Source organism: Variovorax sp. J31P179 (assembly GCF_030316985.1).
Taxonomy (GTDB): domain Bacteria; phylum Pseudomonadota; class Gammaproteobacteria; order Burkholderiales; family Burkholderiaceae_C; genus Variovorax; species Variovorax ginsengisoli_B.
In genome coordinates, this window is the sequence record NZ_JASZYL010000012.1 from 133,902 (window position 1) to 159,381 (window position 25,480).

Annotated in this window: 23 protein-coding genes; 14 read left to right on the top strand and 9 right to left on the bottom strand. The window is 69.0% G+C overall.

Translation table 11 applies throughout. The features are described 5' to 3' along the window. The first annotated feature begins 389 nt into the window (after nt 1-389). The 5 genes from QTI17_RS26785 to QTI17_RS26805 all read left to right on the top strand — a co-directional run bounded on the left by QTI17_RS26785 (nt 390) and on the right by QTI17_RS26805 (nt 5,884). Complete coding sequence (locus QTI17_RS26785) at nt 390-2,690, top strand: NADP-dependent malic enzyme (protein WP_286536711.1); 2,301 nt, start codon at nt 390-392, stop codon at nt 2,688-2,690. Between the two features lie 193 nt (nt 2,691-2,883). Beyond that, the gene (locus tag QTI17_RS26790; RefSeq protein ID WP_286536712.1) at nt 2,884-3,912 is read left to right on the top strand and encodes an ABC transporter substrate-binding protein; all 1,029 of its coding nucleotides are present in this window, start codon (nt 2,884-2,886) and stop codon (nt 3,910-3,912) included. Next, complete coding sequence (locus tag QTI17_RS26795) at nt 3,912-4,748, top strand: ABC transporter ATP-binding protein (protein ID WP_286536713.1); 837 nt, start codon at nt 3,912-3,914, stop codon at nt 4,746-4,748. The genes QTI17_RS26790 and QTI17_RS26795 overlap by 1 nt, the downstream gene beginning before the upstream one ends. Before the next feature lie 7 nt (nt 4,749-4,755). Next, nucleotides 4,756-5,526: an ABC transporter permease gene (locus QTI17_RS26800; protein WP_286369269.1), complete on the top strand. Its 771-nt coding sequence runs from the start codon at nt 4,756-4,758 to the stop codon at nt 5,524-5,526. A 43-nt stretch (nt 5,527-5,569) separates the two neighbouring features. Then, nucleotides 5,570-5,884, top strand: coding sequence for an EthD family reductase (locus QTI17_RS26805; RefSeq protein ID WP_286369268.1), 315 nt, complete (start codon nt 5,570-5,572; stop codon nt 5,882-5,884). 6 nt (nt 5,885-5,890) lie between these two features. Here QTI17_RS26805 and QTI17_RS26810 read toward each other — a convergent pair whose 3' ends face one another. From QTI17_RS26810 to QTI17_RS26825, 4 genes are read right to left on the bottom strand one after another with little or no spacing between them, the layout of a single operon-like run. Continuing rightward, nucleotides 5,891-6,289 carry an OsmC family protein gene (locus QTI17_RS26810; RefSeq protein ID WP_286536714.1) on the bottom strand — a complete coding sequence of 133 codons (399 nt, stop codon included), beginning with the start codon at nt 6,287-6,289 and terminating at the stop codon, nt 5,891-5,893. Nucleotides 6,290-6,311: 22 nt separating this feature from the next. After that, nucleotides 6,312-7,049: an FAD-binding oxidoreductase gene (locus QTI17_RS26815; RefSeq protein ID WP_286536715.1), complete on the bottom strand. Its 738-nt coding sequence runs from the start codon at nt 7,047-7,049 to the stop codon at nt 6,312-6,314. Beyond that, complete coding sequence (locus QTI17_RS26820; RefSeq protein ID WP_286536716.1) at nt 7,046-7,654, bottom strand: sulfite oxidase-like oxidoreductase; 609 nt, start codon at nt 7,652-7,654, stop codon at nt 7,046-7,048. Before QTI17_RS26820 ends, QTI17_RS26815 begins: the two co-directional genes overlap by 4 nt. A 38-nt stretch (nt 7,655-7,692) precedes the next feature. Further along, nucleotides 7,693-8,769, bottom strand: coding sequence for an aromatic ring-hydroxylating dioxygenase subunit alpha (locus QTI17_RS26825; RefSeq protein WP_286536717.1), 1,077 nt, complete (start codon nt 8,767-8,769; stop codon nt 7,693-7,695). A 271-nt stretch (nt 8,770-9,040) separates the two neighbouring features. Between QTI17_RS26825 and QTI17_RS26830 the strand changes: the two genes are divergently transcribed. The 9 genes from QTI17_RS26830 to QTI17_RS26870 all read left to right on the top strand — a co-directional run bounded on the left by QTI17_RS26830 (nt 9,041) and on the right by QTI17_RS26870 (nt 20,606). Next, nucleotides 9,041-10,069 (top strand): ABC transporter substrate-binding protein, encoded by a 1,029-nt coding sequence (locus QTI17_RS26830; RefSeq protein WP_286536718.1) that lies wholly within the window; start codon nt 9,041-9,043, stop codon nt 10,067-10,069. After that, nucleotides 10,066-10,587, top strand: coding sequence for a nucleoside deaminase (locus QTI17_RS26835; RefSeq protein ID WP_286536719.1), 522 nt, complete (start codon nt 10,066-10,068; stop codon nt 10,585-10,587). Before QTI17_RS26830 ends, QTI17_RS26835 begins: the two co-directional genes overlap by 4 nt. Before the next feature lie 337 nt (nt 10,588-10,924). After that, the gene (locus QTI17_RS26840) at nt 10,925-11,686 is read left to right on the top strand and encodes an SDR family NAD(P)-dependent oxidoreductase (RefSeq protein ID WP_286536720.1); all 762 of its coding nucleotides are present in this window, start codon (nt 10,925-10,927) and stop codon (nt 11,684-11,686) included. Continuing rightward, nucleotides 11,683-12,450, top strand: coding sequence for an SDR family NAD(P)-dependent oxidoreductase (locus QTI17_RS26845; protein WP_286536721.1), 768 nt, complete (start codon nt 11,683-11,685; stop codon nt 12,448-12,450). The genes QTI17_RS26840 and QTI17_RS26845 overlap by 4 nt, the downstream gene beginning before the upstream one ends. Before the next feature lie 32 nt (nt 12,451-12,482). Then, nucleotides 12,483-13,616 (top strand): DUF5938 domain-containing protein, encoded by a 1,134-nt coding sequence (locus tag QTI17_RS26850; protein ID WP_286536722.1) that lies wholly within the window; start codon nt 12,483-12,485, stop codon nt 13,614-13,616. Between the two features lie 14 nt (nt 13,617-13,630). Beyond that, a complete protein-coding gene (locus QTI17_RS26855) occupies nt 13,631-15,511 on the top strand; it encodes an acyl-CoA synthetase (RefSeq protein WP_286536723.1) in 1,881 nt (626 codons plus the stop codon). 38 nt (nt 15,512-15,549) lie between these two features. Continuing rightward, a complete protein-coding gene (locus QTI17_RS26860) occupies nt 15,550-18,285 on the top strand; it encodes a winged helix-turn-helix domain-containing protein (protein ID WP_286536724.1) in 2,736 nt (911 codons plus the stop codon). 19 nt (nt 18,286-18,304) lie between these two features. Next, nucleotides 18,305-19,135 (top strand): urease accessory protein UreD, encoded by an 831-nt coding sequence (locus tag QTI17_RS26865; protein ID WP_286536725.1) that lies wholly within the window; start codon nt 18,305-18,307, stop codon nt 19,133-19,135. A gap of 49 nt (nt 19,136-19,184) precedes the next feature. Beyond that, nucleotides 19,185-20,606 carry an MFS transporter gene (locus QTI17_RS26870; RefSeq protein WP_286536726.1) on the top strand — a complete coding sequence of 474 codons (1,422 nt, stop codon included), beginning with the start codon at nt 19,185-19,187 and terminating at the stop codon, nt 20,604-20,606. On the opposite strand, the gene QTI17_RS26875 is transcribed toward QTI17_RS26870, so the two are convergent. From QTI17_RS26875 to QTI17_RS26895, 5 genes are all read right to left on the bottom strand, one after another. Continuing rightward, a complete protein-coding gene (locus QTI17_RS26875) occupies nt 20,596-21,282 on the bottom strand; it encodes a GntR family transcriptional regulator (protein WP_286536727.1) in 687 nt (228 codons plus the stop codon). The genes QTI17_RS26870 and QTI17_RS26875 overlap by 11 nt on opposite strands. 71 nt (nt 21,283-21,353) lie before the next feature. Further along, nucleotides 21,354-22,808: a dihydropyrimidinase gene (gene hydA / locus QTI17_RS26880; RefSeq protein ID WP_286536728.1), complete on the bottom strand. Its 1,455-nt coding sequence runs from the start codon at nt 22,806-22,808 to the stop codon at nt 21,354-21,356. Between the two features lie 13 nt (nt 22,809-22,821). Next, nucleotides 22,822-23,547: an amino acid ABC transporter permease gene (locus QTI17_RS26885; protein ID WP_286536729.1), complete on the bottom strand. Its 726-nt coding sequence runs from the start codon at nt 23,545-23,547 to the stop codon at nt 22,822-22,824. A gap of 41 nt (nt 23,548-23,588) precedes the next feature. Continuing rightward, nucleotides 23,589-24,419, bottom strand: coding sequence for an ABC transporter substrate-binding protein (locus tag QTI17_RS26890; protein WP_286536730.1), 831 nt, complete (start codon nt 24,417-24,419; stop codon nt 23,589-23,591). A gap of 163 nt (nt 24,420-24,582) precedes the next feature. Then, the gene (locus tag QTI17_RS26895; protein ID WP_286536731.1) at nt 24,583-25,479 is read right to left on the bottom strand and encodes a dihydrodipicolinate synthase family protein; all 897 of its coding nucleotides are present in this window, start codon (nt 25,477-25,479) and stop codon (nt 24,583-24,585) included. Nucleotide 25,480 lies beyond the last annotated feature (1 nt).

Genomic DNA, 25,480 nt, shown 5'->3' on the forward strand with positions numbered 1-25,480 from the left:
GTATGCGCCGGGCCGGCCGACGTCACCGGCCGCTTCGCGGCTGCCCTGCGCTGCTCGCGACAGGCGGGGTCCGCGCAGACTCGCTCCACTGCGTTGCGCTCAAACACGCGCGGCCCTGATCCGCCTGCCACTCCGCTGCTCGGCGGTGCCTCAACGGCCGACCCGGCGCATACCGCCCACCACCGCTGAGACGTCGGGGTTGCATCGGCGTTGGAGACGCCGCTGTGCTTTGAACACCCCCAAGCCCGGCCCGCACCGCTTGCCGGGCCTCCCCCAGCGCACACGCCTCCAACACCCCCCACGCTTTCCCGAACCCACCCACCAAACCACCTCCGAGAGCGAACTTTGGGGTAGCCTCTACCCTGAGCCAAGACAGCAAGGAGACACCGATGGCAAACACCCTCTCCCCCGCCGAAGAAGCATTGCGAGATGCCGCGCGGGAATATCACCGATCGCCCGTCAAGGGCAAGATATCGATCTCGCCGACCAAGCCGCTGCTGAACCAGCGCGACCTGTCGTTGGCCTATTCGCCCGGCGTGGCCTATCCTTGCCTGGACATCGAGGCCGACCCCTCGCTGGCGGCGGAGTACACCTCGCGCGGCAACCTGGTGGGCGTGGTCACCAACGGCACCGCCGTGCTCGGCCTGGGCAACATCGGCCCGCTGGCCAGCAAGCCGGTGATGGAGGGCAAGGGCTGCCTGTTCAAGAAGTTCGCCGGCATCGATGTCTTCGACATCGAACTGGCCGAGAACGACCCCGACAAGCTGGTCGAGATCATCGCGGCGCTCGAGCCGACGCTGGGCGGCATCAACCTCGAGGACATCAAGGCACCCGAGTGCTTCTACATCGAGAAGAAGCTGCGCGAGCGCATGAACATCCCGGTGTTCCACGACGACCAGCACGGCACCGCGATCATCTCGGCGGCCGCGCTGCTCAACGGCCTGGAACTCGTCGGCAAGAAGATCGAGGACGTCAAGATCGCCGTCTCGGGTGCCGGCGCCGCCGCCATCGCCTGCCTCGACGTCATGGTCGGCCTGGGCGCCAAGCCGGCCAACATCTTCGCGGTCGACTCCAAGGGCCTGATCTACATCGGCCGGCCCGGCGGTTTCGACGACTCCAAGACACGCTACGCCCAGAAGGACACCGGCGACCGCACCCTGGCCGATGTCATGAAGAACGCCGACGTCTTCCTCGGCTGCTCGGCGCCCGGCGTGGTCGACCAGGACATGGTCAAGAGCATGGGCAGCCAGCCGATCATCCTGGCGCTGGCCAACCCCGAGCCCGAGATCCGGCCTGAACTGGCCAAGGCCGTGCGCCCCGACTGCATCATCGCCACCGGCCGCTCGGACTATCCGAACCAGGTCAACAACGTGCTGTGCTTCCCCTACATCTTCCGCGGCGCGCTCGATTGCGGCGCCAGCAAGATCACCGAGGAAATGAAGCTGGCCTGCGTGCGCGAGATCGCCGATCTCACCAAGGCCGACATCAGCGAGGAAGTGGCCACCGCCTACGCCGGCCAGGAACTCGCGTTCGGGCCCGACTACATCATCCCCAAGCCCTTCGACTCGCGGCTGATCCTGCGCATCGCGCCCGCGGTCGCCAAGGCGGCGCAGGCCTCGGGCGTGGCGACGCGGCCCATCGAAGACCTCGACACCTACCGCCAGCACCTGACCCGCTTCGTCTACCAGACCGGCATGTTCATGCGGCCGGTGTTCAGTGCCGCCAAGGTGGCGAGCCACAAGCGCGTGGCCTACGCCGAAGGCGAGGACGACCGCGTGCTGCGCGCCGCCCAGCTGGCGGTCGACGAGGGGCTGGCCAAGCCGATCCTGATCGGGCGCCCGGCGGTCATCGAGGCCCGCATCAAGAAGGCCGGCCTGCACATCACCCTGGGCAAGGAGGTCGAGTGCGTCGATCCCGAGGACGATCCGCGCTTTCGCACCTACTGGGAGACCTACCACCAGATCATGGGCCGGCGCGGCATCACGCCCGAGGCCTCGAAGGCCATGGTGAGGCGCTCCAACACCACCATCGCCTCGCTGATGCTGCACCTGGGCGACGCCGACGCGATGCTGTGCGGCCTGGTGGGGCGCTTCGACAGCCACCTGAAGATCCTGAACCAGGTGCTGGGCCTGAAGCGCGGCGCGCCGGGCTTCGCGACGCTCAATGCGCTCACGCTCGAGAAGTACACCCTCTTCATCGCCGACACCAACGTCCATGAAGACCCGAGCGCAGAGACCCTGGCCAACATCGCCATGATGGCCGCCGACGAGGTGCGCCGCTTCGGCCTGCCGCCCAAGGTCGCGTTCCTGTCGCATTCCAACTTCGGCTCTTCGGAACGCGCCTCGGCGCGCAAGATGCGACTGGCCCGCGACCTGTTCGCCAAGATGGCGCCCGACATCGAATGCGACGGCGAGATGCACGGCGACGCCGCCCTGTCCGAAGACGTGCGGCGCAAGGCGCTGCCCGAGACCCAGCTCACGGGCGAGGCCAACCTGCTGATCTGCCCGAACCTCGACGCCGCGAACATCCTGTTCAACGTGCTCAAGATGACTGGCGGCAACGGCGTGACCGTCGGCCCGATCCTGATGGGCGCGCAGGGCTCGGCCCATATCCTGACGCCGTCGTCGACGGTGCGCCGGGTGGTCAACATGACCGCGCTGGCGGTGGCCGACGCCAACTCGACGCGCTGATCTCCACACCAATTTGGACGCCCCGCCGCGGTGCACGCGGCGGGGCGTTTTTTCGTGCGTTCTCCTCTGGCGGGTGGAAACCCGCAGTTACCGCATGCACCCGCATGGAGACATCGAGAGGGTTCGCACCAAGTGCGTGCCGGCACCGTTTTTGCTTGAATCCCGTGCATCCACCCTTTCATGGAATTCCTGAATGAACAAGCGCCATCTGCTCCAGACCTTCCTCGCCGCCTCCGCCCTCAGCTTCGGGCTGGGCACTGCGCATGCGCAGACGACGCCGATCAAGTTCCAGCTGGACTGGCGCTTCGAGGGACCCGGGGCCTTCTTCACGCACCCGGCCGCCAAGGGCTACTTCAAGGCCAGCGGGCTCGATGTCACGGTCGACGCCGGCAACGGCTCGGGCGGCGCGGTCACGCGGGTGGCCTCGGGCGCCTACGACATGGGCTTCGCCGACCTCGCGGCGCTGATGGAGTTCCACGCCAACAACCCCGACAGCCCGAACAAGCCGGTGGCGGTGATGATGGTCTACAACAACACGCCGGCCTCGGTCATGGCGCTCAAGAAGAGCGGCATCGCGAAGCCCACCGACCTGACGGGCAAGAAGCTCGGCGCCCCGGTGTTCGATGCCGGCCGCCGCGCCTTCCCGATCTTCGCCAAGGCCAACAACATCGGCGCGGTGAACTGGACCGCGATGGACCCGACCCTGCGCGAGACCATGCTGCTGCGCGGCGACATCGACGCCATCACGGGCTTCACCTTCACGTCGCTGCTCAACCTCGAGGCGCGCGGCGCCAAGGCGGCCGACATCGTGATCCTGCCCTACCCCGACTTCGGCGTGAAGCTCTACGGCAACGCGATCATCGCCTCGCCCAAGCTCATCAAGGAGAACCCGGCGGCCGTCAAGGCCTTCCTCTCGGCCTTCACCAAGGGCGCCAAGGACGTGATCGCCAACCCGGCGGTCGCGATCGAATCGATCAAGGCGCGCGACGGCATCGTCAACAGCGAACTCGAGACGCGCCGCCTCAAGCTCGCGATCGACACAGTGGTCAACACGCCCGACGCCCGCGCCGAGGGCTTCGGCCAGGTCAACGCCGGCCGGCTGTCGCTGATGGCGTCGCAGGTGTCGGACGCTTTCGGGACCAAGACCCGCGTGAACCCAGATGCGGTGTGGAATGGTTCGCTGCTGCCGCCCGCCGCAGAACTGAACATTCTCCGCAAGTGATGGCGGAGAACGCCAACGCGCCCTTCGTCGATTTCCAGGACGTCTGGCTCGCCTACAACGAGGAACTGCTGCGGGCCAACCACTTCGCGGTCGAGGCGATCGACCTGAAGGTCCAGCGCGGCGAGTTCATCGCCATCGTCGGGCCCTCGGGCTGCGGCAAGTCGACCTTCATGAAGCTCACGACCGGGCTTCGGATGCCCTCGATGGGCAAGATCCGGATCGATGGCCAACCGGTGACGGGGCCGCTGAAGATCTCGGGCATGGCCTTCCAGGCGCCGTCGCTGCTGCCCTGGCGCACCACGGTCGACAACGTGCTGCTGCCGCTGGAGATCGTCGAGCCCTACCGCTCGACCTTCAAGGCGAAGCGCAGGGAATACGTCGAGCGGGCCCGCAGGCTGCTGCAGAAGGTCGGCCTGGGCGGCTACGAGGACAAGTTCCCGTGGCAGCTCTCGGGCGGCATGCAGCAGCGCGCGAGCATCTGCCGGGCGCTGATCCACGAGCCCAAGATGCTGCTGCTCGACGAGCCATTCGGCGCGCTCGACGCCTTCACGCGCGAAGAGCTCTGGTGCATCCTGCGCGACCTCTGGACCGAGCAGCAGTTCAACGTGATCCTGGTGACGCACGACCTGCGCGAGTCGGTGTTCCTGGCCGACACGGTCTACGTCATGAGCAAGAGCCCGGGCCGCTTCGTAGTCAAGCGCGAGATCGACCTGCCGCGCCCGCGCGAGCTGGAACTGACCTACACCAAGGAGTTCACCGACATCGTGCACGAACTGCGCGGCCACATCGGCGCCATTCGCAGCCAGGCCATCGCCACCGCCGCGATCCCGCAATGAGCCATTCATGAAGAACAACAAGCAAATCGAACGCTGGTCGCCCTGGCTGCTGCTGGTCGCGGTCATCGTGCTGTGGCAGATCATCTGCTCGGGCTTCGGCGTCTCGGAGTTCATCTTCCCGAGCCCCTGGCGAATCTGGACCCAGTTCTGGGAGTTCAAGGAAATCATCGCCGGGCACGCCTGGCGCACCTTCTGGGTCACGATGGCGGGCTTCGGCCTGGCGATCGTGGTGGGCGTGCTGCTGGGCTTCGTGATCGGCAGTTCGCGGCTGGCCTACGCGGCGATGTACCCGCTGATGACCGCCTTCAACGCACTGCCGAAGGCGGCCTTCGTGCCGATCCTGGTGGTCTGGTTCGGCATCGGCGTCGGACCGGCGATCCTCACGGCCTTCCTGATCAGCTTCTTCCCGATCATGGTCAACATCGCGACCGGCCTGGCGACCTTGGAGCCCGAACTCGAGGACGTGCTGCGGGTGCTGGGCGCCAAGCGCTGGGACGTGCTCATGAAGATCGGCTTTCCGCGCTCGATGCCCTACTTCTTCGCCTCGCTCAAGGTGGCGATCACGCTGGCCTTCGTCGGCACCACGGTGTCGGAGATGACCGCCGCCAACGAAGGCATCGGCTACCTGCTGATTTCGGCCGGCTCGTCGATGCAGATGGGCCTGGCCTTCGCCGGCCTGATGGTGGTGGGCGCGATGGCGATGGGCATGTACGAACTGTTCAGCGCGGTCGAGAAGCACACGACGGGCTGGGCGCATCGGGGTTCGCAGGGGGAGTGAAATCCCGTAACCTTGCGGGTTCTTTTTCAGGAGAGACGAACCCATGATCAAGGTCAGCGTGATGTATCCCTTCTCCCCCGGCGCCCGGTTCGACCACGCCTACTACCGCGACAAGCACATGCCGCTGCTCGCGAACCGGATGGGCGACGCCTGCAAGTCCTACACGATCGACAAGGGGCTGGCCGGCGGTGCGCCCGGCCAGCCGCCCACCTACGTCGGCATGTGCCATGTCTTCGCCGACTCGGTGGAGTCTTTCCAGGCCGCCTTCGGGCCGCATGCGAAGGAGATCCTGGCGGACATCGCCAACTACACCGACATCCAGCCGGTGATGCAGATCAGCGAAGTGGTGGTGGGTTAGGCCCGTTCACACCAGCCGGGTCTCGATCTCGGTCTTGACCTCGGTCATCAGGCGGTGCACCGGGCACTTGCCCGCCACCCGCAGCAGTTCGGCGCGTTGCGCCTCGGTCAGTTCACCCGTGACCCGCAGCGTGCTGTCGAGGCGATAGACGCCGTGGCGCTCCTCGCTGTCGTCGCGGTCGACCGCGACCTCGATCTCCTCGATCGGCATGCCCTTGCGCCGCGCATAGATCAGCACGGTCAAGGCCTTGCAGGCCGCCAGCGAGGCATCGTAGAGGTCGTGCGGCGACGGGCCGGCATCGGCGCCGCCGCCGTCGGGCGAGGCGTCGACCGGGATCTCGTGGGCGCGGATCTTGAGGATGTGGCGGGTGCCTGTGACGCCGTCGCGCCGGACCGTGAGGGTCATTCGAATTGCTCCTGATTGAAATTCATTCAGCGCCACCATAGCGCTCGGTGCGGATCATGCCCGCTGCGAGCGCGGCATCGGCCAGCCCCCGGGTCACGCCCTCGACGAAGCGGTTCGAGCCGCACACGAAGACGTGGCGCGGCACATGGCCCCAACGCGCGATCAGTTCCCTCAGCGCGGGTGCATCGAGCCGCTGCGTCCGATCGGAGGGGCGGTGGCCGGGACTGCGCGTGATCGCGGCGACGAAGCGGAAATCAGCGCGGCTCGCTTCGAGTCGCTCCAGCTCTTCGCCGAAGGGCAGTTCGTCCCAGGTGCGAGCCGAACAGACCAGCATCAATGGCAGGGCGGCCGCAGTGCGCGCCCAGTCGCGCACCATCGCCATCAGCGGCGCGATGCCCGAGCCGCCCGCCACCAGCAGCACGGGCCCGCCGTCCCCGGCGCGCCAGATGAAATGGCCGCCCAGCGGACCGCGCACCTCGATGGCGTCGCCGGCTTGGGCGATGTCGTGGAAATACGGCGAGACCTCGCCATCGTCGAGCTTCTCGATGATGAGCTCGAACGGCCGTCCGGGCGCCGAGGCGATCGAATAGCTGCGCTGGGCCGCGTAGCCGTCGGGCGCGGTCAGGCGCACATCGAGATGCTGACCCGCCACATGCCGCGCCAGGTCCGCCTTCAGCACCACGCTGACGATGCGCGGCGTCAGCGGCGCGATGCGCTCGATCACTGCCTCCTGCCAGCGCGTGGGCCCCTGCGCGCTCACGGATCGTCCGAGTAGCGCTGCTGCTTCCACGGATCGCCGTACATGTGGTAGCCGCGCAGCTCCCAGAAGCCGGCCTCGTCGCGCGCCGTGAAGCGCAGGCCCTTGAGCCACTTGGCGCTCTTCCAGAAGTACAGGTGCGGCACCAGCAGCCGGGCCGGCCCGCCGTGCTCGGCCGTCAGCGGCTGGCCGTCGAAATGGGTCGCCACCATCGCGCGCCCGCCGACCAGGTCGGCCACCGGCACGTTGGTGTCGTAGTCGTCGTGCGAGAGCGCCAGCAAGAAAGCACTGGGCGGCGCGACGCCCGCGGCGGCCAGCAAATCGTCGATGCTCACGCCCTCCCACCGGGTGTCGAACTTGGACCAGGTCGTGACGCAGTGGATGTCGCCCTGCCACTGCGTGCGCGGCAGCGCTGCGAACTCGGCCCAGTTCCAGCTCGCGAGCGGACGCGGACCCTGGCTCAGCGTGAAGCGCCAGGCCGCGAGATCGATCTCCGGCGTCGGCCCCTTGGCCAGCACCGGAAAGTCGTCGGTCTCGAACTGGCCGGGCGGCAGGCGGCGGGCAAAGGCAGCGGTCGGACGTCGTCCTGTGAATCCACGCGTGACCATCGGCACTCCTTCGATTGGAGCGCCATGGTAGCGCCGCTTCAGGCGGCTTGCTGCAGCGGCACGACGCGCATGCCGCGATGCACCTCGACCTCGCCGTGTTTCGCCAGCAGCTGCATCAGGTGCTTGCGGATCAGCATGCCCGGGCGGTCCGACTCCATCGAATACTCGACGCCGCGCCGGCGCGTGTCGACCAGCGCATCGGGGTCGGTCGACTCGAGGATGTCCTTGTCCTCGCGCGTGATCTCCTCGTCGAAGTCGATCAGCATCTGCGCCGCGCAGTCGGCCTCGGTGTCGTTGCGGAACAGCCATTGGCACAGCTGCATGCGACCGTCGTCGATCGGCGTGAAGCAGTTGATGATGATGTGGCGGATGCCCGAGGGGTACTCGATGTCGAGCCGGCGCGAGAACGGCAGGAAGTAGGCGTTGCGCATGTGGCGGGTCGTGATCGGGTCGGTCACGCCGCTGATCGCATGGAACTTGACCGGGTTGACCGCCTGGATCACGGTCTCGGCGTAGAAGCCCGATTCGTTCTCGACCAGTTCGTACTTGCTCGGCTTCGGACTCGCGGCGACGCCGAAGGTCGCCCGGTGCACGAAGCTGAAGTGCGAGTTGTCGAAGGAGTTCTCGAGCGCGCGCATCGGGCTGGTCTGCCATTCCTCGTAGAACTGGTGAATGGTGCGAAAGCCGGGATCGTCGAACTCCGGGATCGCCGGGATCTCCGCGATCGGCTCCTCGAGCGCGACCCAGGCATAGCCGTAGCGCGCGCTGCAGTGGTAGGCGGTGGTCTTGTACTCGGGCGAGATCTTGCGGTCGGCCTCGTACTGGGGGATGCGGATCACCTGGCCGCTGCGGTCGTAGGTCCAGCCGTGGTAGCCGCACTGGATCGCGCCCTGCCCGCAGGCCTTGCCTTCGCCATCGACGCACCAGCCCTTGGACAGCTTCGCGGTGCGGTGGCAGCAGCGGTCGCGCAAGGCGGCCGGCTGGCCGTCGGCATCGAGGAACAGGACGATGTTCTCGCCGAGCAGCGTGAAGGGCTTCGGGCCCTGCTGCAGATCGGCCAGGGGCATGACGGCATGCCAGAACTTGCGGAAAACGGGTTGCTGCGTGACGAGCATGAAGAGACTCCTTCGGTTGCGTAAGGACCAACTTGAAAGAGCAATTTCCCGCCATGGGCGCTTGCGCACCAAAGCTGAACGCTTCTACTCTGCGCCGATTCTCATGCAAATTGCGGGCCCGCGGCGCTGGCATGCGTCCTGCATGTCTGCGACCAAGAGTAGAAGCGTTCAGCAGCGCACGCACCCACCGTGCGCCGCCCGGAAATTGCTCTTGAAGTGCCTCGCCGGCCCGGCGGGGTGTTCAAGACCCACGAAATCCGGAGATCACTTCATGCAACGCCGCCACTTCCTTACCTCGGGCGCCGCCTGCGCCGCTGCCCTCGCCGCCCCTGCCGTCCTCGCGCAGGGCGGCAAGCCGACGCCGCTCAAGTTCACGCTCGACTTCCGCATCAATGGCCAGACCGCGCCCTTCTTCCTGGCCGAGAGCAAGGGCTACTACAAGGACGAAGGACTCGACGTCACGATCGACACCGGGGCCGGCTCGGTGGCCTCCATCACCCGGATCGCGAGCGGCGTCTACCAGCTCGGGCTCGGCGACATCAGCTCGCTGGTCGAATTCAATGCGCAGAACCCGGGCACCCCGATGGTGCAGGCGGTCTACCAGTACTACAACCGCGCACCGTTCGTGATCATCGGGCGCAAGGACCGCGGCATCAGCGGCGACTTCAGGAGCCTGCAGGGCAAGAAGGTCGCCGCCGCGGCGGTCGAATCGACGCGCCGCGCCTGGCCGATGGTGGCGCGCAAGCAGGGCATGAAGCCCGACGCCTTCCAGTGGCAGACCACCGACTTCAGCGCCCGCGACAACGTGATGGTGCGCGGCGACGTCGATGCCGCCACCTACTTCCACGACTCCGCGATCTCGCTGTTCGCGCGCATGAAGGCCGATGAGCTCTCGGTGCTCAAGTACGCGGACGCCGGCGTCAACCTGTACGGCAACGCGATCCTCGCCAGCAGCAACCTGATCGCCCAGAACCCGAAGGCGGTGGCGGCCTTCCTGCGCGCCACCAACCGCGCGATCGTCGAGACCTTCGCCCAGCCGGCGCCCAGCATCGCGGCGATGCGACAGCGCGAGCCGATCCTCGACCCGAAGATCGAGCTCGATCGCTGGGCCATCACGGCACAGTACGTCGGCGCGCCGGACACGCGCGGCCACGGCCTCGGCGACATCCGCAAGCTGCTGCTCGAGCAGCAGGTCGACGAAGTGGCGGAGGTGTTCGGGCTCAAGACCAGGCCGTCGGCCGACGCCATCTTCAACAGCTCGATGCTGCCGGCGCGCAATGAACGTAGCATTCAGGCATGAGCTCACTTCTTTCAGATAACTTTCCGGCCGAGCGGCAGCTCGACGAGCGCGACGGCCGCTACCTGCGCAAGGCCATCGTCTGGTCGCACGCCGGCCGCCGGCGCGGCAACCGGCCCTTCGGCGCGGTGGTGGTCTCGGCCGCCGGCGAAGTGCTGGCCGAGGCCTACTGCAACACCGCCGAGACCGGCGACGTCACGGGCCATGCCGAGGTCAACGCGGTGCGCATGCTCGGCGAGCGCAAGCTGTCGCGCGAGGAGCTCGCCGGGGCCACGATCTATTCGTCGGGCGAGCCCTGCGTGATGTGCGCGGGCGCGATCTTCTGGGCCAACATCGGCCGCGTGGTGTTCGGCATCGACGCCGAGCGGCTGCGCGTTTTTCGCGGCGAGCGCGGCGACCAGCGCGATGCCGAGCTGTCCTGCCGCGACGTGTTCCGGGCCTCGCCGCATCCGATCGAATGCATCGGCCCGGCGCTGGTCGACGAAGCCGGCGCCGCCCACGTCGGCGCCTGGAAGGCTTGAAGGCCCCCACGCTCCCCCACTGCGTGTGGGTCGCTGCCCCCCGAGGGGGCCGCAGGCCGCCTTGGGGCGGCCCGGCGCCGGCCTGAATCGCCCCCACGCTCCCCCACTGCGTGTGGGTCGCTGCCCCCCGAGGGGGCCGCAGGCCGCCTTGGGGCGGCCCGGCGCCGGCCTGACCCTGAGCACGCCCTGACGCGCGAGTGCTGCGCCGCAGCACGAAAAACCAACCTTTAGGTGGGCGGCAGGCCGCGCTCCGAGGTTTCGAATAGCGCCAGCCCCAGACGCCGCGCCGCACGAGCGCGGCCGGCGGGCCGGACTTTTGAACCCAGGAGACAAACGCATGATCGAACTGCAGGGCCGAAAGGCCCTCATCTCAGGGGCGGCGCAGGGGCTCGGGCGCGCCATCGCCGGGCTCTTCGTCGAACGCGGCGCGCAGGTGATGCTCGCCGACATCGACGAGGCGGGTGCCGCCAAAGCCGCCGACGAACTCGGGCCGATGGCCCGGTCGGTGCGGTGCGACGTCACGAAGGCGGCCGACTGGGCCCGCGCCGTCGAAGCCGCCACCGCCGCTTTCGGCGGCCTCGACACGCTGGTCAACAATGCCGGCATCGAGATCGTCAAGCCGCTGTTCGAGCAGACCGAGGAAGAAGTCGGCCGGCTCATGAACATCAACGTGATGGGCGTCTTCCTCGGCATGAAGAGCGCGCTGGGGCCGTTGGTCGCGTCGGGCAAGGGCTCGGTGGTCAACATCTCGTCGCTGGCGGGCACCAACGGCGTGCCGCTGTTCGGCTCCTATGCGGCGTCGAAGTCGGCGGTGATCCAGCTCACGCGCACCGCCGCGGCCGAACTGAAGCCGACCGGCATCCGGGTCAACGCGGTGTGCCCGGGCTTCGTCGGGACGGCGATGGTCGACCGGCTGATCCCCACCGTCGAAGCCATCGTCGGCGTGCCGTTCAGCGCGCTGGTCGCGGCCAAGCAGCTGCGGCTCGGCACGCCGCTCGAAGTGGCCGAGATGACCGCCTTCCTCGCCTCCGACGCCGCCAGCTGGACCACCGGCTCCCACTACATCCTGGACGGCGGCCTGTCTGCCGGATTGCTATGAGCAAGTTGCTGCTTCAAGACAAGGTCGCGATCGTCACCGGCGCCGGGCGCGGGCTCGGCGAGGCCATCGCGCGCGCCTACGCCGCGGAGGGCGCCAAGGTCATCGTGTCGGACATCGACGCCGAGGCGGCGCGGAAGGTCGCGGCATCGCTGCGGGGCGCCAGCGCGGTGGCCTGCGACGTGCGGGTGCCGGCGCAGGTCGAGGCGCTGGTCGCCGCGGCCACCCGGCAACACGGCCGGCTCGACATCATGGTCGCCAACGCCGGCGTCGCCATGCTCTCGCCGCTGGTCGCCACGAGCTACGAGCAATGGCGCGAGGTGACATCGGTCAACCTCGACGGCGTGTTCCTCTGCATCCGCTATGCAGCGCCGGCGCTGATCGCGGCGGGCGGCGGCGCGATCGTCACGATGGCCTCGGTCACGGCGAAGGCGGCTTGCCCGCTGATCGGCAGCTATGCGGCGGCCAAGGCCGGCGTCGTGTCGCTCACCCAGACCGCCGCCACCGAGCTGCGCGCGCACAACATCCGGGTCAACGCGATCCTGCCGGCCTTCATCGAGACCGACATGGTCAAGCCGCGCAAGAAGGAGTTCGAGCAGATGCTCGGCATCCCGGACTTCGACGCGGTCATTGCACAGCGCCAGGGGCGCTACGGCGCGCCGCAGGAGGTGGCCAACCTGGCCGTCTTCCTGGCCTCGGAGCGGGCCAGCTTCTCGAACGGCAGCCCCTTCGTGCTGGACGGCGGCGTGAGCTCGTCCCTTCTCTGAACCCATCCAACGGACCCCGGGGAACCCACACCATGAGCAGCAACAAGAAGCCCGTCGTCGTCTACGGCGCCAGCGGCTACACCGGCCGGCTGATCTGCGAATACCTGCGCGAGTACGGCGTGCCCTTCATTGCGGCCGGCCGCAGTGCGGAGAAGCTGGACGCGGCCATGAAGGCGAATGTGGCCGGCATCGAGACCGCGGACTATGAAGTCGTCGAGGTGGCGCACACCACCGAGGCGCTGACAAAGCTCTTCACCGGCGCCTCGGTGGTGCTGAACACCGTCGGCCCGTTCGCCCGCTTCGGCCCCGAAGTGGTCAAGGCCTGCCTGGCCGCCAAGTGCCACTACACCGACACCACCGGCGAGCAGGACTGGCTGATCACGCTCGAGGAAGAGTTCGGCGCCAGGTTCGCGCAGGCCGGGCTGCTGCTGTCGCCCGGGCTGGCGCAGATGTACACCACCGGCGAAATCGCGGCGCAGCTCTGCCTGGAGACACCGGGCCTGGACACCCTGGACATCGCGGTGTTCTGGGGCGGCAGCCCGACGATCGCGTCGACGCAGACCATCCTGGTCAATGCCGCGACGTCGAAGGCCTTCTTCCTGCACCAGAACAAGATGGTCGAGTGGCAGCCCGACGCCGGCCTCTACAGCCTGGCCATTCCCGGCCAGCACGAAATGGCGCTGGCGCTGCCCTGGGGCGGAACCTCGCATCCGGTGTGGTTCCGCAAGGACCCGCGGGTGGCCAACGTCAAGGTGCTGGGCGGCGTGTTCAACAAGCCGTTGATGCTGGGCGTGCCGCAGATCGTCGCGGCCGCGCTGAAAGCCACCGAAGGCATGAAGCCGGACGAGCGCTACGCCGCACTGGCGCAGACTGCCACCGGCGTGATGAACAGCATGCCCCCGCGCGAGAACCCGCGCCTGAACAAGTCGGTCGACTCGGTGCACGCCACCGGGCCTCTGGGCCGCGCGCATTGCGTCATCTTCGGCAACTGCAACTACAAGCAGACCGGCCTGCTGCAGGCCCACGCCGCCTACTCGCTGCTGCAGCAGCCGCCGAAGCGGGTCGGCTTCGCATCGGGCTGCCAGGCCTTCGGACACCATGAACTGCTTGGGGTGCTGCGCAGCTTCGGACTGGTGGCCAAGCCCGAACTCACGGTCCAGAGCTGAAGCGGCCGCCGCAGATGACGAGCCTTCGGACGCCCCTGCGCAATCTGGCCGACGTCGAGGCGCTGGAGGCAGTGCCGATCGAGGCCCGCCTCGAGCGGCCGGTGTCGAGCTACGCCGCCATCGCGCGGCAGGCCGCGGCCACGCCCGGCGCACCGGCCCTGACCTTCGTGCCGACCGGCGATCCGGCGGACGGCGAAACACGCTTCGACTACGCCACGCTGCTGCAGCGCATCACGCAGGCGGCCAACGTCTTCGCGGGCCTGGGCGTGGGGCGCGGCGACGTCGTTTCGTACTTGCTGCCGAACCTGCCCGAGACGCACTTCACGCTCTGGGGCGCGGAGGCCGCGGGCATCGTGAACCCGGTCAACCCGTTCCTCGAAGTCGAGCACATGGCCGGCATCCTCAACGCCGCGGGCACCGTGGTTCTGGTGGCGCTGGGGCGGCAGGCGCAGCCCGGCATCTGGGAGAAGGTCGAGGCCCTGCGCGAGCGCGTGCCGACGCTGCGCGCCGTCCTGCGCATCGGCGGTCTCGGCCTGTGCCCGCCCTGGGCGCTGGACTTCGACGCCCTGCTGGCCCAGCAGCCGGGCGACAGGCTGCTGGGCACGCCGCCCGGGGGCGAGGACGTGGCCTCGTACTTCCACACCGGCGGCACCACCGGCACGCCCAAGCTGGCGCGCCGCACGCATTTCAACGAAGCCGCCAATGCCTGGTCGCTGACCACCGTCGCCGACATCGGCAGCGGCGACACGCTGCTGTGCGGCCTGCCGCTGTTCCACTCGAACGCGATGTTGATCACCGGGCTCGCGCCCTTCGGCGTCGGCGCGCACGTGGTGCTGCTGTCGCCCTCGGGCTATCGCGACCCGCGCACCTTCGCGGCCTTCTGGCGGTCGGTCGAGCGCTATCGGGCGACCTTCTTCAGTGCGGTGCCGACGGTGCTGTCCGCCCTGCTCAACGTGCCGCGCGACGGCGCCGACATCGGCTCGCTGCGCTTCGCGATCTGCGGCGCCGCGCCGCTCGCGCCCGAGTTGTTCCAGCGCTTCGAACAGGCCACGGGCCTCAAGCTGCTCGAGGGCTACGGCATGACCGAGGCGACCTGCGTCAGCTCGATCAACCCGCGCGACGGCGAACGCGCGATCGGCTCCATCGGCCTGCGCCTGCCCTACCAGCAGATGAAAGTGGCGCAACTGGGCGCCGACGGCGAGGTCGAGCGCGAGGCCGCGGTCGACGAGATCGGCACGATCCTGCTGCGCGGCCCCTTCGTCTTCGCGGGCTACGTGAAGGACAGCGACAACCGCGGCGTCTGCCTGGCCGACGGCTGGCTCAACACCGGCGACCTCGGCCGGCAGGATGCCAAGGGCTACTTCTGGCTGACCGGCCGGGCCAAGGACCTGATCATCCGCGGCGGCCACAACATCGACCCGGCCATGATCGAGGAAGGCCTGATGCGCCATCCGGCGGTCGATATCGCGGCCGCCGTGGGCAAGCCCGATGGGCACGCCGGCGAACTGCCGATGGCCTACGTGACCCTGCGCAAGGGCGCCCGGTGCGATCCGGCCGAGTTGCTCGCGCATTCGCGCAGCACGATCACCGAGCGGGCGGCGGTGCCGGTCGAGGTGGTGGTGCTCGACGCGATGCCGCTGACCGCGGTCAACAAGATCTTCAAGCCCGCGCTGCGCCAGCAGGCGATCGCGCGGGCGCTGGCCGAGGCGGTGCGCGCCGCCTGCGGCGAGGTCGAGGTGCAGGCCGCGGTCGAGCCGCATCCGAAGCACGGGCTGGAAGCCCGCGTCACCGCCGTACGGCCCGCCGGGCCGGGAGCCGAAGCGCGCATGCGGGCGGCGGAGGCCGGGCTGGCCGCCCTGCCGGTGCACTGGACGATTGCCTGGCGCGCCGGATGAGGCACACTTATCGCCCCTCGTTGCAGCAAGGAACCCCCATGGCGCGGGCGACAGGCAAGTCCGGAGACAGACCCGCATCGGCGGCCGTGCTGGTCGAATCGAAGCTCGCGCCGCCGCAGCTGTCGCTGCGCCTGCTCGCGCGTTCCGCGCTCTCGACGCGGCTGCACGCGGGCCTGATGCAGCGCGTGATCAGCGCGACCGCGCCGGCCGGCTACGGCAAGACCACGGCACTGGCCCAGTTCGTCGCACAGCTGGAGCCGCACGGCATCACCTGCGCCTGGCTCAGCCTCGACGCCGAGGACAACGATCCGCTGCATTTCGTGCGCTATGTCGCCGCCGCCCTGCACCACGCGGATGCCCGGCTCGGCCGCAGCGCGCTCGCACAGACCGACGGCGGCACGATGGCCTCGCCCGATGCGGTGGTCGCCTCGCTGCTGCACGACCTCATGGGCCACGACCATCGGCTGCTGCTGGTGCTCGACGACTTCCACCTGGTGCACGACGACGGTGTGCACCGCAAGCTGGAATGGCTGATCGGCCACCTGCCCCCGACCATCGGCCTGGTCATCGCCAGCCGCACCCGGCTGCCGCTGTCGCTGAGCCAGCTGCGGCTGCGCGGCGAGTTGCTCGAGCTGGACGCCTCGCATTTCGGGCTCGGTCTCGACGAGGCCGCCGACTTCGTCGGCCGCGTCAGCGGCGCGCCGCTGGAGCGCAGCCAGCTCCAGACGCTGCACGAGCGCACCGAAGGCTGGATCGCCGGCCTTCAGCTGGCCTCGCTGGCCTTGCGCGAGAGCGGCGACCGGGGCGCGTTCCTGGCGGCGTTCTCGGGCACCGACCGCGACATCACGGACTACCTCGGCGAGCAGGTGCTCGACAGCCTGCGGCCCGCGCTGCGCGATTTCCTGCTCGACACGGCGGGGCTCGACCGCTTCTGCGCCGAGCTCTGCGACGAAGTGCTGCGGCGCGACGACAGCCATGCGATGCTGGCCGAGATCCAGGCCCGCAACCTGTTTCTCTCGGGGCTCGACCGCTCGCGCACCTGGTTCCGCTACCACCACCTGTTCGCCGACTACCTGCGCGGGCGCGGCAAGGAGCGCCCGGGCGAGGCGGCGCGGGCGATCTGCCTTCGCGCCAGCGACTGGTTCAACCGGCATCGGCTGCCGCACGAGGCGGTGCGCTATGCCTTCGACGGCCAGGACATCGAACGCGCCGCCGACCTGGTGGCGGAATTCTCGGGCGAGCTGGTGCAGTACCGCGGCGAGCACGCGACGCTGCTCGGCTGGCTCACGCGGCTGCCGCAGGCGCTGGTTCATGCGCGGCCCAAGATCCGCACCGGCCATGCCTGGTCGCTGGTGCTGACCCGACGCCATGCCGAGGCCGACCAGGAACTGCGCGCGCTCGAAAGCGCCTGCGCCGACGATGGCGACGACGGCGTGCGCTGCGTGGTCGAGATGATCCGGTGCGTGTACTTCGCACTGTCCGACCAGCCGCTGCTGGCCAAATCCGCGAGCGAGGCCTGGCTCAAGTCCTGGCCCCGGGCCGAAGCCTTCCGCACCGGCGTGGTGGCGAACGTGCTGGCGGCCGGCTGCTCGGCCACCGACGCCTTCGAGCAGGGCCTGCAGGCGCTCGCGATCGCGCGCCGCGCCTTCGAGGAATGCGGCGCCCACTACGGCCTGGCCTGGGCCAGCGCGCTGGCGATGGTGATCGCGATGCGGCGCGGCGACTTTGCCGAGGCAATGGCCCAGGCCCGCCTCGGCCTGGCGACTGTCGAGCCCAGCCTGGGCGTCGCTTCCTACGCGGGGTCGATGCTGACCTTGCTCGCGGCCGAGGTCTGCTACGAGCAGGGCGAGCTCGCGCAGGCCCAGCGCTACCTGGACCTCGGCCTGCCTTTCATCGACGAGCACGGGCTGGTCGAGATGAGCGCCGCCGGCTACCTCACGCGGGCCCGGCTGCTGCGCCAGCGCGGCGACCTGGCGGGCGCCGACAGCTGCCTGCTCGAAGGCGAATCGCTCGGCCACCGGCTCAGGCTGCCGCGGCTGGCGCGCATCCTGGCCGCCGAGCGCTGCGTGCTGCGCCTTTCGGTGGCCTCGCTCGACGATGCGCTCAAACTCGCGCAGTCCTACGGCTTCATCGGCCACGGCGGCGCGGCCCCGGCCGGTGCCGTGGCGGCCGAGGAAGACAGCGTCGGCCTGGCCATCCTGCGGCTGCGGCTGGCCCAAGGCGGCGGCGCGCCCGTGGCCGGCGCCCTCAACGATGCGCTGCGGCGCGCCCAGCGCGATGGCCACCAGGCGCAGCAGGCGCGCCTGCTGCTGCTGCGGGCCCTGCACCAGCAGCGCTCGCACGACCAGGCCCTGGCCCTGCGCACGCTCGACGATGCGCTGGCCCTGGCGGCCCGCTGCGGCCTGCTGCGCAGCCTGGTCGATGCCGAGCCGCAGCTGCTCGACCTGGTCGAGTCGATCGCCGCCCGGCGGCCGCTGGCGCCGCCCGGCGCCGACGACTACCTGCGCCGCCTGCTCGCAGCGGCGGGCCGCACGCCGGTCGCCGCCGCGGCGCCGGAGCCGCCGCACGAGCGCAGCGAGGCCGAGGAACTGACCGAGCGCGAGATCAAGATCCTGCGGCTTCTCAAGGCCGGCCTCGGCAACCGCGAGCTGGCACAGAGCCTGTTCCTCTCGGAGGCCACCGTGAAATGGCACCTCCACAACATCTTCGCCAAGCTGGGCGTCAAGAACCGGATCGGCGCGCTGGCCCGGGCGCAAGAGAAGTCGCTGCTCTGAGTCCCTACACTCGGTGCCCATGCCCTGGCACGCGCGACTCGACCTCGACTACCAACTTGAACACGCCCGCAGCGTGGCCCGCTTTCGCCACGAAGGCCCGCTGCGCATCCTGCAGAGCCTCTACCCCGAGGGCGATGCGGTCTGCCACAACGTGCTGGTGCACCCGCCGGGCGGGCTGGTCGGCGGCGACACGCTGGACATCCGGGTGCGGGCCGCGGCCGGCAGCCACGGGCTGATCACCACGCCCGGCGCCTCGCGCTTCTACCGCTCGGACGGCGAGCTGGCGCTGCAGCGCACCGACCTGCACCTCGAGACTGGTGCCCGACTCGAATGGCTGCCGCTGGAGGCGATCTGCTTCAGCGGCTGCCGGGCCGAGAACCGGCTGACCCTGCGCGTCGCCGAAGGCGCCGAGCTGATCGGCTGGGACGTCACGGCGCTCGGGCTGCCGAACGCGGGCAAGCCCTTCGAACGCGGCACGCTGCAGCAGCACATCGAGGCGCCGGGCCGATGGCTGGAGCGCGGGCGCCTCGACGCCGCCGACGGACGCCTGCTGCAGAGCCCGCTCGGGCTGGCGGGCCAGCGCTGCCTGGCGTCGATCTTCTTCGTTGCCGGCACGCCCCTGTCGCGCACGCGGCGCGATGCGGCGCTCGACGCCGCCCGCGCACTGATCGAAGCACATGAGCTGAACGCGCGTGCCGGCGCCACCAGCCCGCATCCGGAGATCATCGTGCTGCGCGTGCTGGCCCCGGTGGTCGAGCCGGCGATGCAGCTGCTGCGCCAGGTCTGGAAGGCGTGGCGGGCCGAGCTCTGGCACATGACCGGCGAGCCGCCGCGCATCTGGTCGATGTAGGGTTCCCGTCCGACGGGGGCGCGCAGCGACACTCTCTAGACTGGCCGCGATGACCCGCACCGACATCCCGGCCCGTCTCGACCGCCTGCCCTGGTCGCGCTGGCACTGGCGCGTGGTGGTCGCGCTCGGCGTGGCCTGGGTGCTCGACGGGTTGGAGGTGACCCTGGTCGGATCGATCGGCGGCGTACTCGAACGGCCCGACACCTTGGGCTTGAGCGGGGCGCAGATCGGCTGGACCGGCTCGCTCTACATCGGCGGCGCCGTGATCGGTGCACTGGTGTTCGGTCGCCTGGCCGATCGTCTGGGTCGCAAGAAGCTGTTCCTCATCACCTTGGCGGTCTATGCCGCGGCCACGCTGGCCACCGCCTTCTCGCCCAACTTCGTCTTCTTCGCGCTGTGCCGTTTCGCCACCGGCCTGGGCATCGGCGGCGAGTACGCGGCCATCAATTCGGCCATCGACGAGCTGATCCCGGCGCGGGTGCGCGGCCGCGTCAACCTGGCGATCAACGGCAGCTTCTGGATCGGCGCCGCGCTCGGCGCCGGGCTGAGCCTGTGGCTGCTCGATCCGCAGGTGCTCGGCCCGGTGTGGGGCTGGCGCGCCGCCTTCGGGCTCGGCGCGCTGCTGGCCGTGGCCATCCTGCTGGTGCGGCGCGACGTGCCCGAGAGCCCGCGCTGGCTGATCGCGCACGGCCGCGCCGAGGAAGCCGAGCGCATCGTGCAGCGGATCGAGGCGCAGGTGAGCGCGCAGCACGGGCCGCTCGCGCCGGCGGTCGGCCACCTGAGCTTGGGCGGCCGCGCCAGCCCCGCCTGGCGCGAGGTGGCCCAGGTGCTGCTGCGGCGCTACCCGCGGCGCAGCGCGGTGGCGCTGGCATTGATGATTTCGCAGGCCTTCTTCTACAACGCGATTTTCTTCACCTACGCGCTGGTGCTGACCCGCTTCCACGGCGTGCCGGCCGAAAGGGTCGCGCTCTATATCTTCCCCTTCGCGCTCGGCAACGTGCTCGGCCCGCTGCTGCTGGGCCCGCTGTTCGACCGCGTCGGCCGGCGCCGGATGATCGCGCTGACCTATGTGCTGTCGGGGGTCGGCCTGGCGCTGACCGGCTGGGCCTTCATGCAGGGATGGCTCGACGCCCGCAGCCAGGCGCTGTGCTGGTCGGCCGTGTTCTTTCTCGCATCGGCGGCCGCCAGTTCGGCCTACCTCACGGTCAGCGAGGTGTTTCCGCTCGAGATGCGCGCGGTCGCGATCTCGATCTTCTATGCGGTGGGCACCGGCGCCGGCGGCTTCGTCGCGCCGGTGCTGTTCGGCGCGCTGATCGACACCGGCAGCCGGGGCGCGGTCGCCGTCGGCTACGCGATCGGCGCTGCGCTGGTGATCTTCGCGGGCCTGCTGGCCTTGCGCTACGCCGTCGATGCCGAGCGCAAGCCGCTGGAGGAGGTGGCGCCGCCGCTCGGCTCGGACCTCACTCGATGATCGCGCGCTTGACGTCTTCCTGAAGGCTGCGCAGGTGTTCGCGCATCGCGGCCCGTGCGCGCTCGGGGTCGCGCGCACGCAAGGCCTGGATGATCTCGCCGTGCTCGTCGTGGTTCTCGCGTTGGCGATGCAGCGGACTGTGCAGGCGGAACAGCCGCGCATTGACCCGCAGCTCCTCGACCAGCCGCGGAAACACCACGTTGCCGCTGGCCGTCGAGATGAGCTGGTGGAAGCGGTCGTCGAAATGCCAATGGTCGGTCTCGTCGTGGTCGCCGCTGTCGAGCGCCTTGAGGTCGGCTTCGAGCGCGTCGATCTCGGCATCGGTGATCTTGCCGACCGCCAGCACGATCGCCTCGCACTCGATCACCTCGCGCGCGCGCATGCAGTCGAAGTACTCCTTGGTGCCCAGGGCCCGCACCGCATAGGAGCGCGCGTCGCGCCGCACCAGCAGGCCCTCGCCGGCCAGCCGCACCAGCGCCTCGCGCATCGGCGTGCGCGAGATGCGCAGGTCTTCCGCCAGACGCCCCTCCTGCAGCGGACTGCCGGGCGATATCTTGCGGTCGAGGATCAGCGTGCGCAGGCTCGCATAGGCCTGCTCGGCCAGGCTGGCGGAGCGCACCTCGAGCGGTGCGATCGTGATGGTGGCGGGTTGCGCGGGGCTGGGGAGGCTTGGCATGCGGAGATGGACGGTTTCCACGAAGGGACGGGGAAAAGCTTAGCAGGCCGATGCGGTGCGACGCGAAAACTTCAAAGCCACTTGTCGAGCGGGTTGGTCGCATTGGGCGCGCGCGGCCGCAGGCAGGGCTGGAACTGGCCCGAGCCGGCCGCCGCCGAGAACACGCCGTCCTGCCAGACCACCCGGCCGCGCGACACCGTGACGCCGGGCCAGGCCCGCAGCTTCATGCCTTCGTAGGGCGTGTAGTCGGCCGCATGGTGGAGCATGTCGTTGGCGATGACTTTCTCGTTGCCTTCGGCGAAGACGTCCCAGACCACGAAGTCGGCATCGCCGCCGACCGCGATCGTGCCCTTTTTCGGATAGAGCCCGTAGAGCCGCGCCGGGTTGGTGGCCGTGAGCTCGACGAAGCGGTGGATGTCGATGCGCCCGGCCATCACGCCTTCGCTCATCAAGAGCGGCAGCCGGGTCTCGACGCCCGGAATGCCGTTCGGGATGCGGTCGAACGAGGCGTCGTCGCCGGCCACCCGCTTGCCGTCGCTGCCTTGCATGTTGAACGGCGCGTGGTCGGACGAGAAGATCGTGAACAGCCCGCTCGACAGGCCGTTCCAGATGAACTGCTGGTTGCCCTTGTCGCGCGGCGGCGGGCTGCAGATGCAGCGCGCGCCATGCATCGGGTCGTCGGGATCGATCCCCAGGTCTTCCGCGCTCAGGAACAGGTACTGCGGGCAGGTCTCGGCATGGATCGGCAGCCCGCGCCCGCGCGCCCAGTGGATCTGCTCGACCGCCTCCCGGCCCGAGACATGGACGATCAGGATCGGGGTGTCGATCAGCTCGGCCAGCGCGATCGCGCGGTGGGTGGCCTCGCGCTCGACCGCCATCGGCCGCGAACTCGAGTGGTAGCGCGGCGCCGTCAGGCCGGCATCGAGCAGCTGCTCGGTCAGCCAGGCGATGCAGTCGCTGTTCTCGGCGTGGATCATGGTCATCGCGCCATGTTTGCGCGCCACCGCCAGCACCTCGATGATCTGCCGGTCGGCCAGCTTCAGGTCGTCGTAGGTCATGTAGATCTTGAAGGAGGTGTAGCCCTTCTCGATCAGGGCCGGCAGCTCGCGCTGCGTCACGTCCTTGGTGGCATCGGCGACGATCAGGTGGAAGGCGTAGTCGATCACCGCCTTGCCTTCGGCGCGGCGGTGGTAGTCGTCGACCGCCTCCTGGATGCTGTGGCCCTTCTGCTGCGCCGCGAACGGCAGCACCGTGGTGGTGCCGCCGCAGGCCGCCGAGCGGGTGCCGGTGAAGAAGTCGTCGGCAAAGCGCGAGCCGTCGCTGGTCGGCTGGTCGAAATGGCAGTGGCCGTCGACGCCGCCGGGCGTGACCAGCCGGCCCGCGGCATCGATCTCGCGCGCGGCGCTGCCGTCGAGCTGCTGCGCGATGGCGCAGATGCGGCCGTCGCGCACGCCGATGTCGGCGCGGTAGCGGTCGCCCACGGTCGCGATGTCGGCGTTTCGAAGGATCAGGTCGTAGGTGTTCATGGCGCGGTTCCGGCTAGCGTTGTTCGAGCACCGCGGCGTCTGGCACCACCGGCGCGCCGGTGCTGGCGTTGCCGTAGGCGCGTCCGTAGTGGCGCTCGATCCGGCGCTGGATGAAGTCCCACACCGTGGTCATCAGCAAGTAGTAGATGGCGGCCACCACGAACAGCTCCAGCACCATGAACTTCTCCTGGATCAGCACCTGGGTGCGGCGCAGCAGTTCTTCCATCGATATCACCGAGGTGATCGAGGTGGTCTTGAGCAGGCCGTTGATGCTGTTGCCCAAGGTCGGGATGATCAGCCGCATCGCCTGCGGCATCACGATGTAGCGCATCGCCTGGGCGCTGCTGAAGCCGACCGCCCGCGCGGCGTTGGTCTGGCCGGCGGGCACCGACTGGATGCCGCCGCGCACCACCTCCGCCAGGTAGGCGGCTTCGTTCAGGATCAGGCCCAGCAGCGCCGACTCGACCACCGACAGCTTGAGCCCGAGCTGCGGCAGCCCGGTGTAGATGATGATCAGCTGCACCAGCAGCGGCGTGCCGCGGAAGACCCAGATGTAGAAGTGGGCCGGCGCCGCCAGCCACGGGTGGCGCGACAGTCGGGCCAAGGCCAGCGCACACCCCACGACCAGGCCGCCCGCGATCGACGCGAGGGTGAGCCAGAGCGTGGTCAGCGCGCCGCTCAGGATGTACGGATTGAACAGATAGTCGGCAAACCCCGACCAGCTCCAGCCTTGTCCCATGGACTTCCCTTTTCTGACTCGATGGTGTGGGTGCGGACCGATCAGCTCGCCGGGCCCTTGACGACCACGGCGCCGTCGATGGCCTTCACGCCGTACTGGTCGAACAGCTTCTGGAAGCTGCCGTCGGCCTTCATGTCGTTGAGGGCCTTGGCCATGGCGACCGACAGTTCCTTGTTCTTGGCGGCCAGCGCGACCGGGGTCGGGAACAGGCCGTTCAGCACGCGGTCGAAGTCGCCGCGCTTCTGGTATTCGGCGCCGGTCGAGTCGATCGACAGCGCCACCTCGACCTGGCCTGCGCGCAGGGCCTGGAAGGCCATCGCGAAGTTCTCGAAGGTGCGGATGGTCATGCCCTTCATGCCCTTGTCGGTCAGCTGCTTGTCGAGCTCGCGCGCCTTGCGCTCTTCGAAGCCGCCGATCTCGACGCCGATGCTCTTGCCCGACAGGTCCTCGGGCTTGGTGATCTTGAGCGGGTTGCCCTTGGCGGTGCTGATGCTGATCGCCTGGTCTTCGTAGGGCAGCATCTGCATCAGCTTGGCGCGCTCGTCGGTGTAGAAGATGCCCGTATTGATGACGTCCCAGCGCCCGGCCTGCAGGCCCGGGATCATGGCCGAGAACTCGATGCGCACGTACTCGGGCGTCAGGCACAGGCGCTTGGCGATCGCCTCGCCGAGCTCCACGCGCATGCCCTTGAGGGCGCCGGTCTGGTCGACGAACTGCATCGGCGGCAGGGTCGGGTTGACCGACATGGTCAGGGTGCCCTTCTTGACCAGGGCCGAGTCGGGCACCGCCGGTTTGCAAGCCTGGGCGTTCGCCAGCCCCGTGCCGAGGATGAAAAGAGCCGTGGCCGATGTGAGAGCGGGAAGCAGTTTCATGGTGGTTTCCTGGTGGAGATGGAACGAAGCGGGAAGCGGGATCTAGTCAGTGAGGACAGAGCAAAAACCGCTGCGCAGTTTCTTGGTCTGTCCCGCAAGGTTTCAATAGGTCGAGGACAGAGCAAGAACTGCTGCGCAGTTTCTTGGTCTGTCCCGCAAGGTCTCAGGCTTTGATGGAGCCCAGCAGCCCCAGCCGGTCGAGTTCACGCCGCAGGTCGACCGCATCGGCCTCTGGCAGCGGCAGGCGCGGCGCCCGCGGCTTGCCGACCTGCAGGCCCATCATCGTGAGGCCGTCCTTCGACGCGGCGACGTAGCGGTGGCCGCCGACCCAGCGCACGATCGGCAGCATCTCCTTGTAGAGCGCCAGCGCCGCGGGCATGTCCTGCTCGTCGGCCACGAGTTCGAACAGGCGGGCCGACATCTTCGGGATCAGGTTCGAGCAGACCGCGACCCAGCCCTGGGCGCCGAGCCAGAACGACTCGTAGCCCAGGATGCCGGCGAACACCGTCATGCGGTCGCCGCACAACTCGATGATGTCGCGCACCCGGGTGACCTCGAGCGTCGACTCCTTGATGTACTTGCAGTTTTCGATGCGCGAGAGGCGCGCCACCAGCTCGGGCTTGAGGTCGACATTGGCCGTGGCCGGATTGTTGTAGACCATGATCGGCACGCTGATCGCCTCGCCCACCTTGCGGTAGTGCTCGAACAGCTCGTCGTCGGTGGGGGTGCTGTAGAACGGCGGAATGATCATGACGCCGTCGGCGCCCATGGTCTCGGCCTCGCGGCTCAGCCGCACGCACTCGTCGGTCCATTCGGCGCCGGTGCCGATCAGCACGGGCACGCGTTTTGCAGCGGTCTGCACACAGGTTTCGATCACCAGCTGCCGCTCGTCCGGCGTCAACGACAGGAATTCGCCGGTGCTTCCCAGGGGGATCAGCCCGTGGATGCCCTCCTCGATCTGCCAGTCGACCAGCTTCTTCAGGGCCGGCACGTCCACGTGCTTTCCGTCGGCGGTCATGGGGGTGATCAGCACCGTATAGGTGCCTCGGAACGCTGTCATT

Bases quoted from the DNA above. Each gene is read 5' to 3' on its own strand.
- QTI17_RS26860 (WP_286536724.1), top strand. From the start codon at position 15,550: ATGGCGCGGGCGACAGGCAAGTCCGGAGACAGACCCGCATCGGCGGCC.
- QTI17_RS26805 (WP_286369268.1), top strand. From the start codon at position 5,570: ATGATCAAGGTCAGCGTGATGTATCCCTTCTCCCCCGGCGCCCGGTTC.
- QTI17_RS26830 (WP_286536718.1), top strand. From the start codon at position 9,041: ATGCAACGCCGCCACTTCCTTACCTCGGGCGCCGCCTGCGCCGCTGCC.
- QTI17_RS26870 (WP_286536726.1), top strand. From the start codon at position 19,185: ATGACCCGCACCGACATCCCGGCCCGTCTCGACCGCCTGCCCTGGTCG.
- QTI17_RS26885 (WP_286536729.1), bottom strand. From the start codon at position 23,547: ATGGGACAAGGCTGGAGCTGGTCGGGGTTTGCCGACTATCTGTTCAAT.
- QTI17_RS26820 (WP_286536716.1), bottom strand. From the start codon at position 7,654: ATGGTCACGCGTGGATTCACAGGACGACGTCCGACCGCTGCCTTTGCC.
- QTI17_RS26890 (WP_286536730.1), bottom strand. From the start codon at position 24,419: ATGAAACTGCTTCCCGCTCTCACATCGGCCACGGCTCTTTTCATCCTC.
- QTI17_RS26835 (WP_286536719.1), top strand. From the start codon at position 10,066: ATGAGCTCACTTCTTTCAGATAACTTTCCGGCCGAGCGGCAGCTCGAC.
- QTI17_RS26790 (WP_286536712.1), top strand. From the start codon at position 2,884: ATGAACAAGCGCCATCTGCTCCAGACCTTCCTCGCCGCCTCCGCCCTC.
- QTI17_RS26845 (WP_286536721.1), top strand. From the start codon at position 11,683: ATGAGCAAGTTGCTGCTTCAAGACAAGGTCGCGATCGTCACCGGCGCC.
- hydA (WP_286536728.1), bottom strand. From the start codon at position 22,808: ATGAACACCTACGACCTGATCCTTCGAAACGCCGACATCGCGACCGTG.
- QTI17_RS26865 (WP_286536725.1), top strand. From the start codon at position 18,305: ATGCCCTGGCACGCGCGACTCGACCTCGACTACCAACTTGAACACGCC.
- QTI17_RS26810 (WP_286536714.1), bottom strand. From the start codon at position 6,289: ATGACCCTCACGGTCCGGCGCGACGGCGTCACAGGCACCCGCCACATC.
- QTI17_RS26895 (WP_286536731.1), bottom strand. From the start codon at position 25,479: ATGACAGCGTTCCGAGGCACCTATACGGTGCTGATCACCCCCATGACC.
- QTI17_RS26875 (WP_286536727.1), bottom strand. From the start codon at position 21,282: ATGCCAAGCCTCCCCAGCCCCGCGCAACCCGCCACCATCACGATCGCA.
- QTI17_RS26785 (WP_286536711.1), top strand. From the start codon at position 390: ATGGCAAACACCCTCTCCCCCGCCGAAGAAGCATTGCGAGATGCCGCG.
- QTI17_RS26800 (WP_286369269.1), top strand. From the start codon at position 4,756: ATGAAGAACAACAAGCAAATCGAACGCTGGTCGCCCTGGCTGCTGCTG.
- QTI17_RS26825 (WP_286536717.1), bottom strand. From the start codon at position 8,769: ATGCTCGTCACGCAGCAACCCGTTTTCCGCAAGTTCTGGCATGCCGTC.
- QTI17_RS26840 (WP_286536720.1), top strand. From the start codon at position 10,925: ATGATCGAACTGCAGGGCCGAAAGGCCCTCATCTCAGGGGCGGCGCAG.
- QTI17_RS26795 (WP_286536713.1), top strand. From the start codon at position 3,912: ATGGCGGAGAACGCCAACGCGCCCTTCGTCGATTTCCAGGACGTCTGG.
- QTI17_RS26855 (WP_286536723.1), top strand. From the start codon at position 13,631: ATGACGAGCCTTCGGACGCCCCTGCGCAATCTGGCCGACGTCGAGGCG.
- QTI17_RS26850 (WP_286536722.1), top strand. From the start codon at position 12,483: ATGAGCAGCAACAAGAAGCCCGTCGTCGTCTACGGCGCCAGCGGCTAC.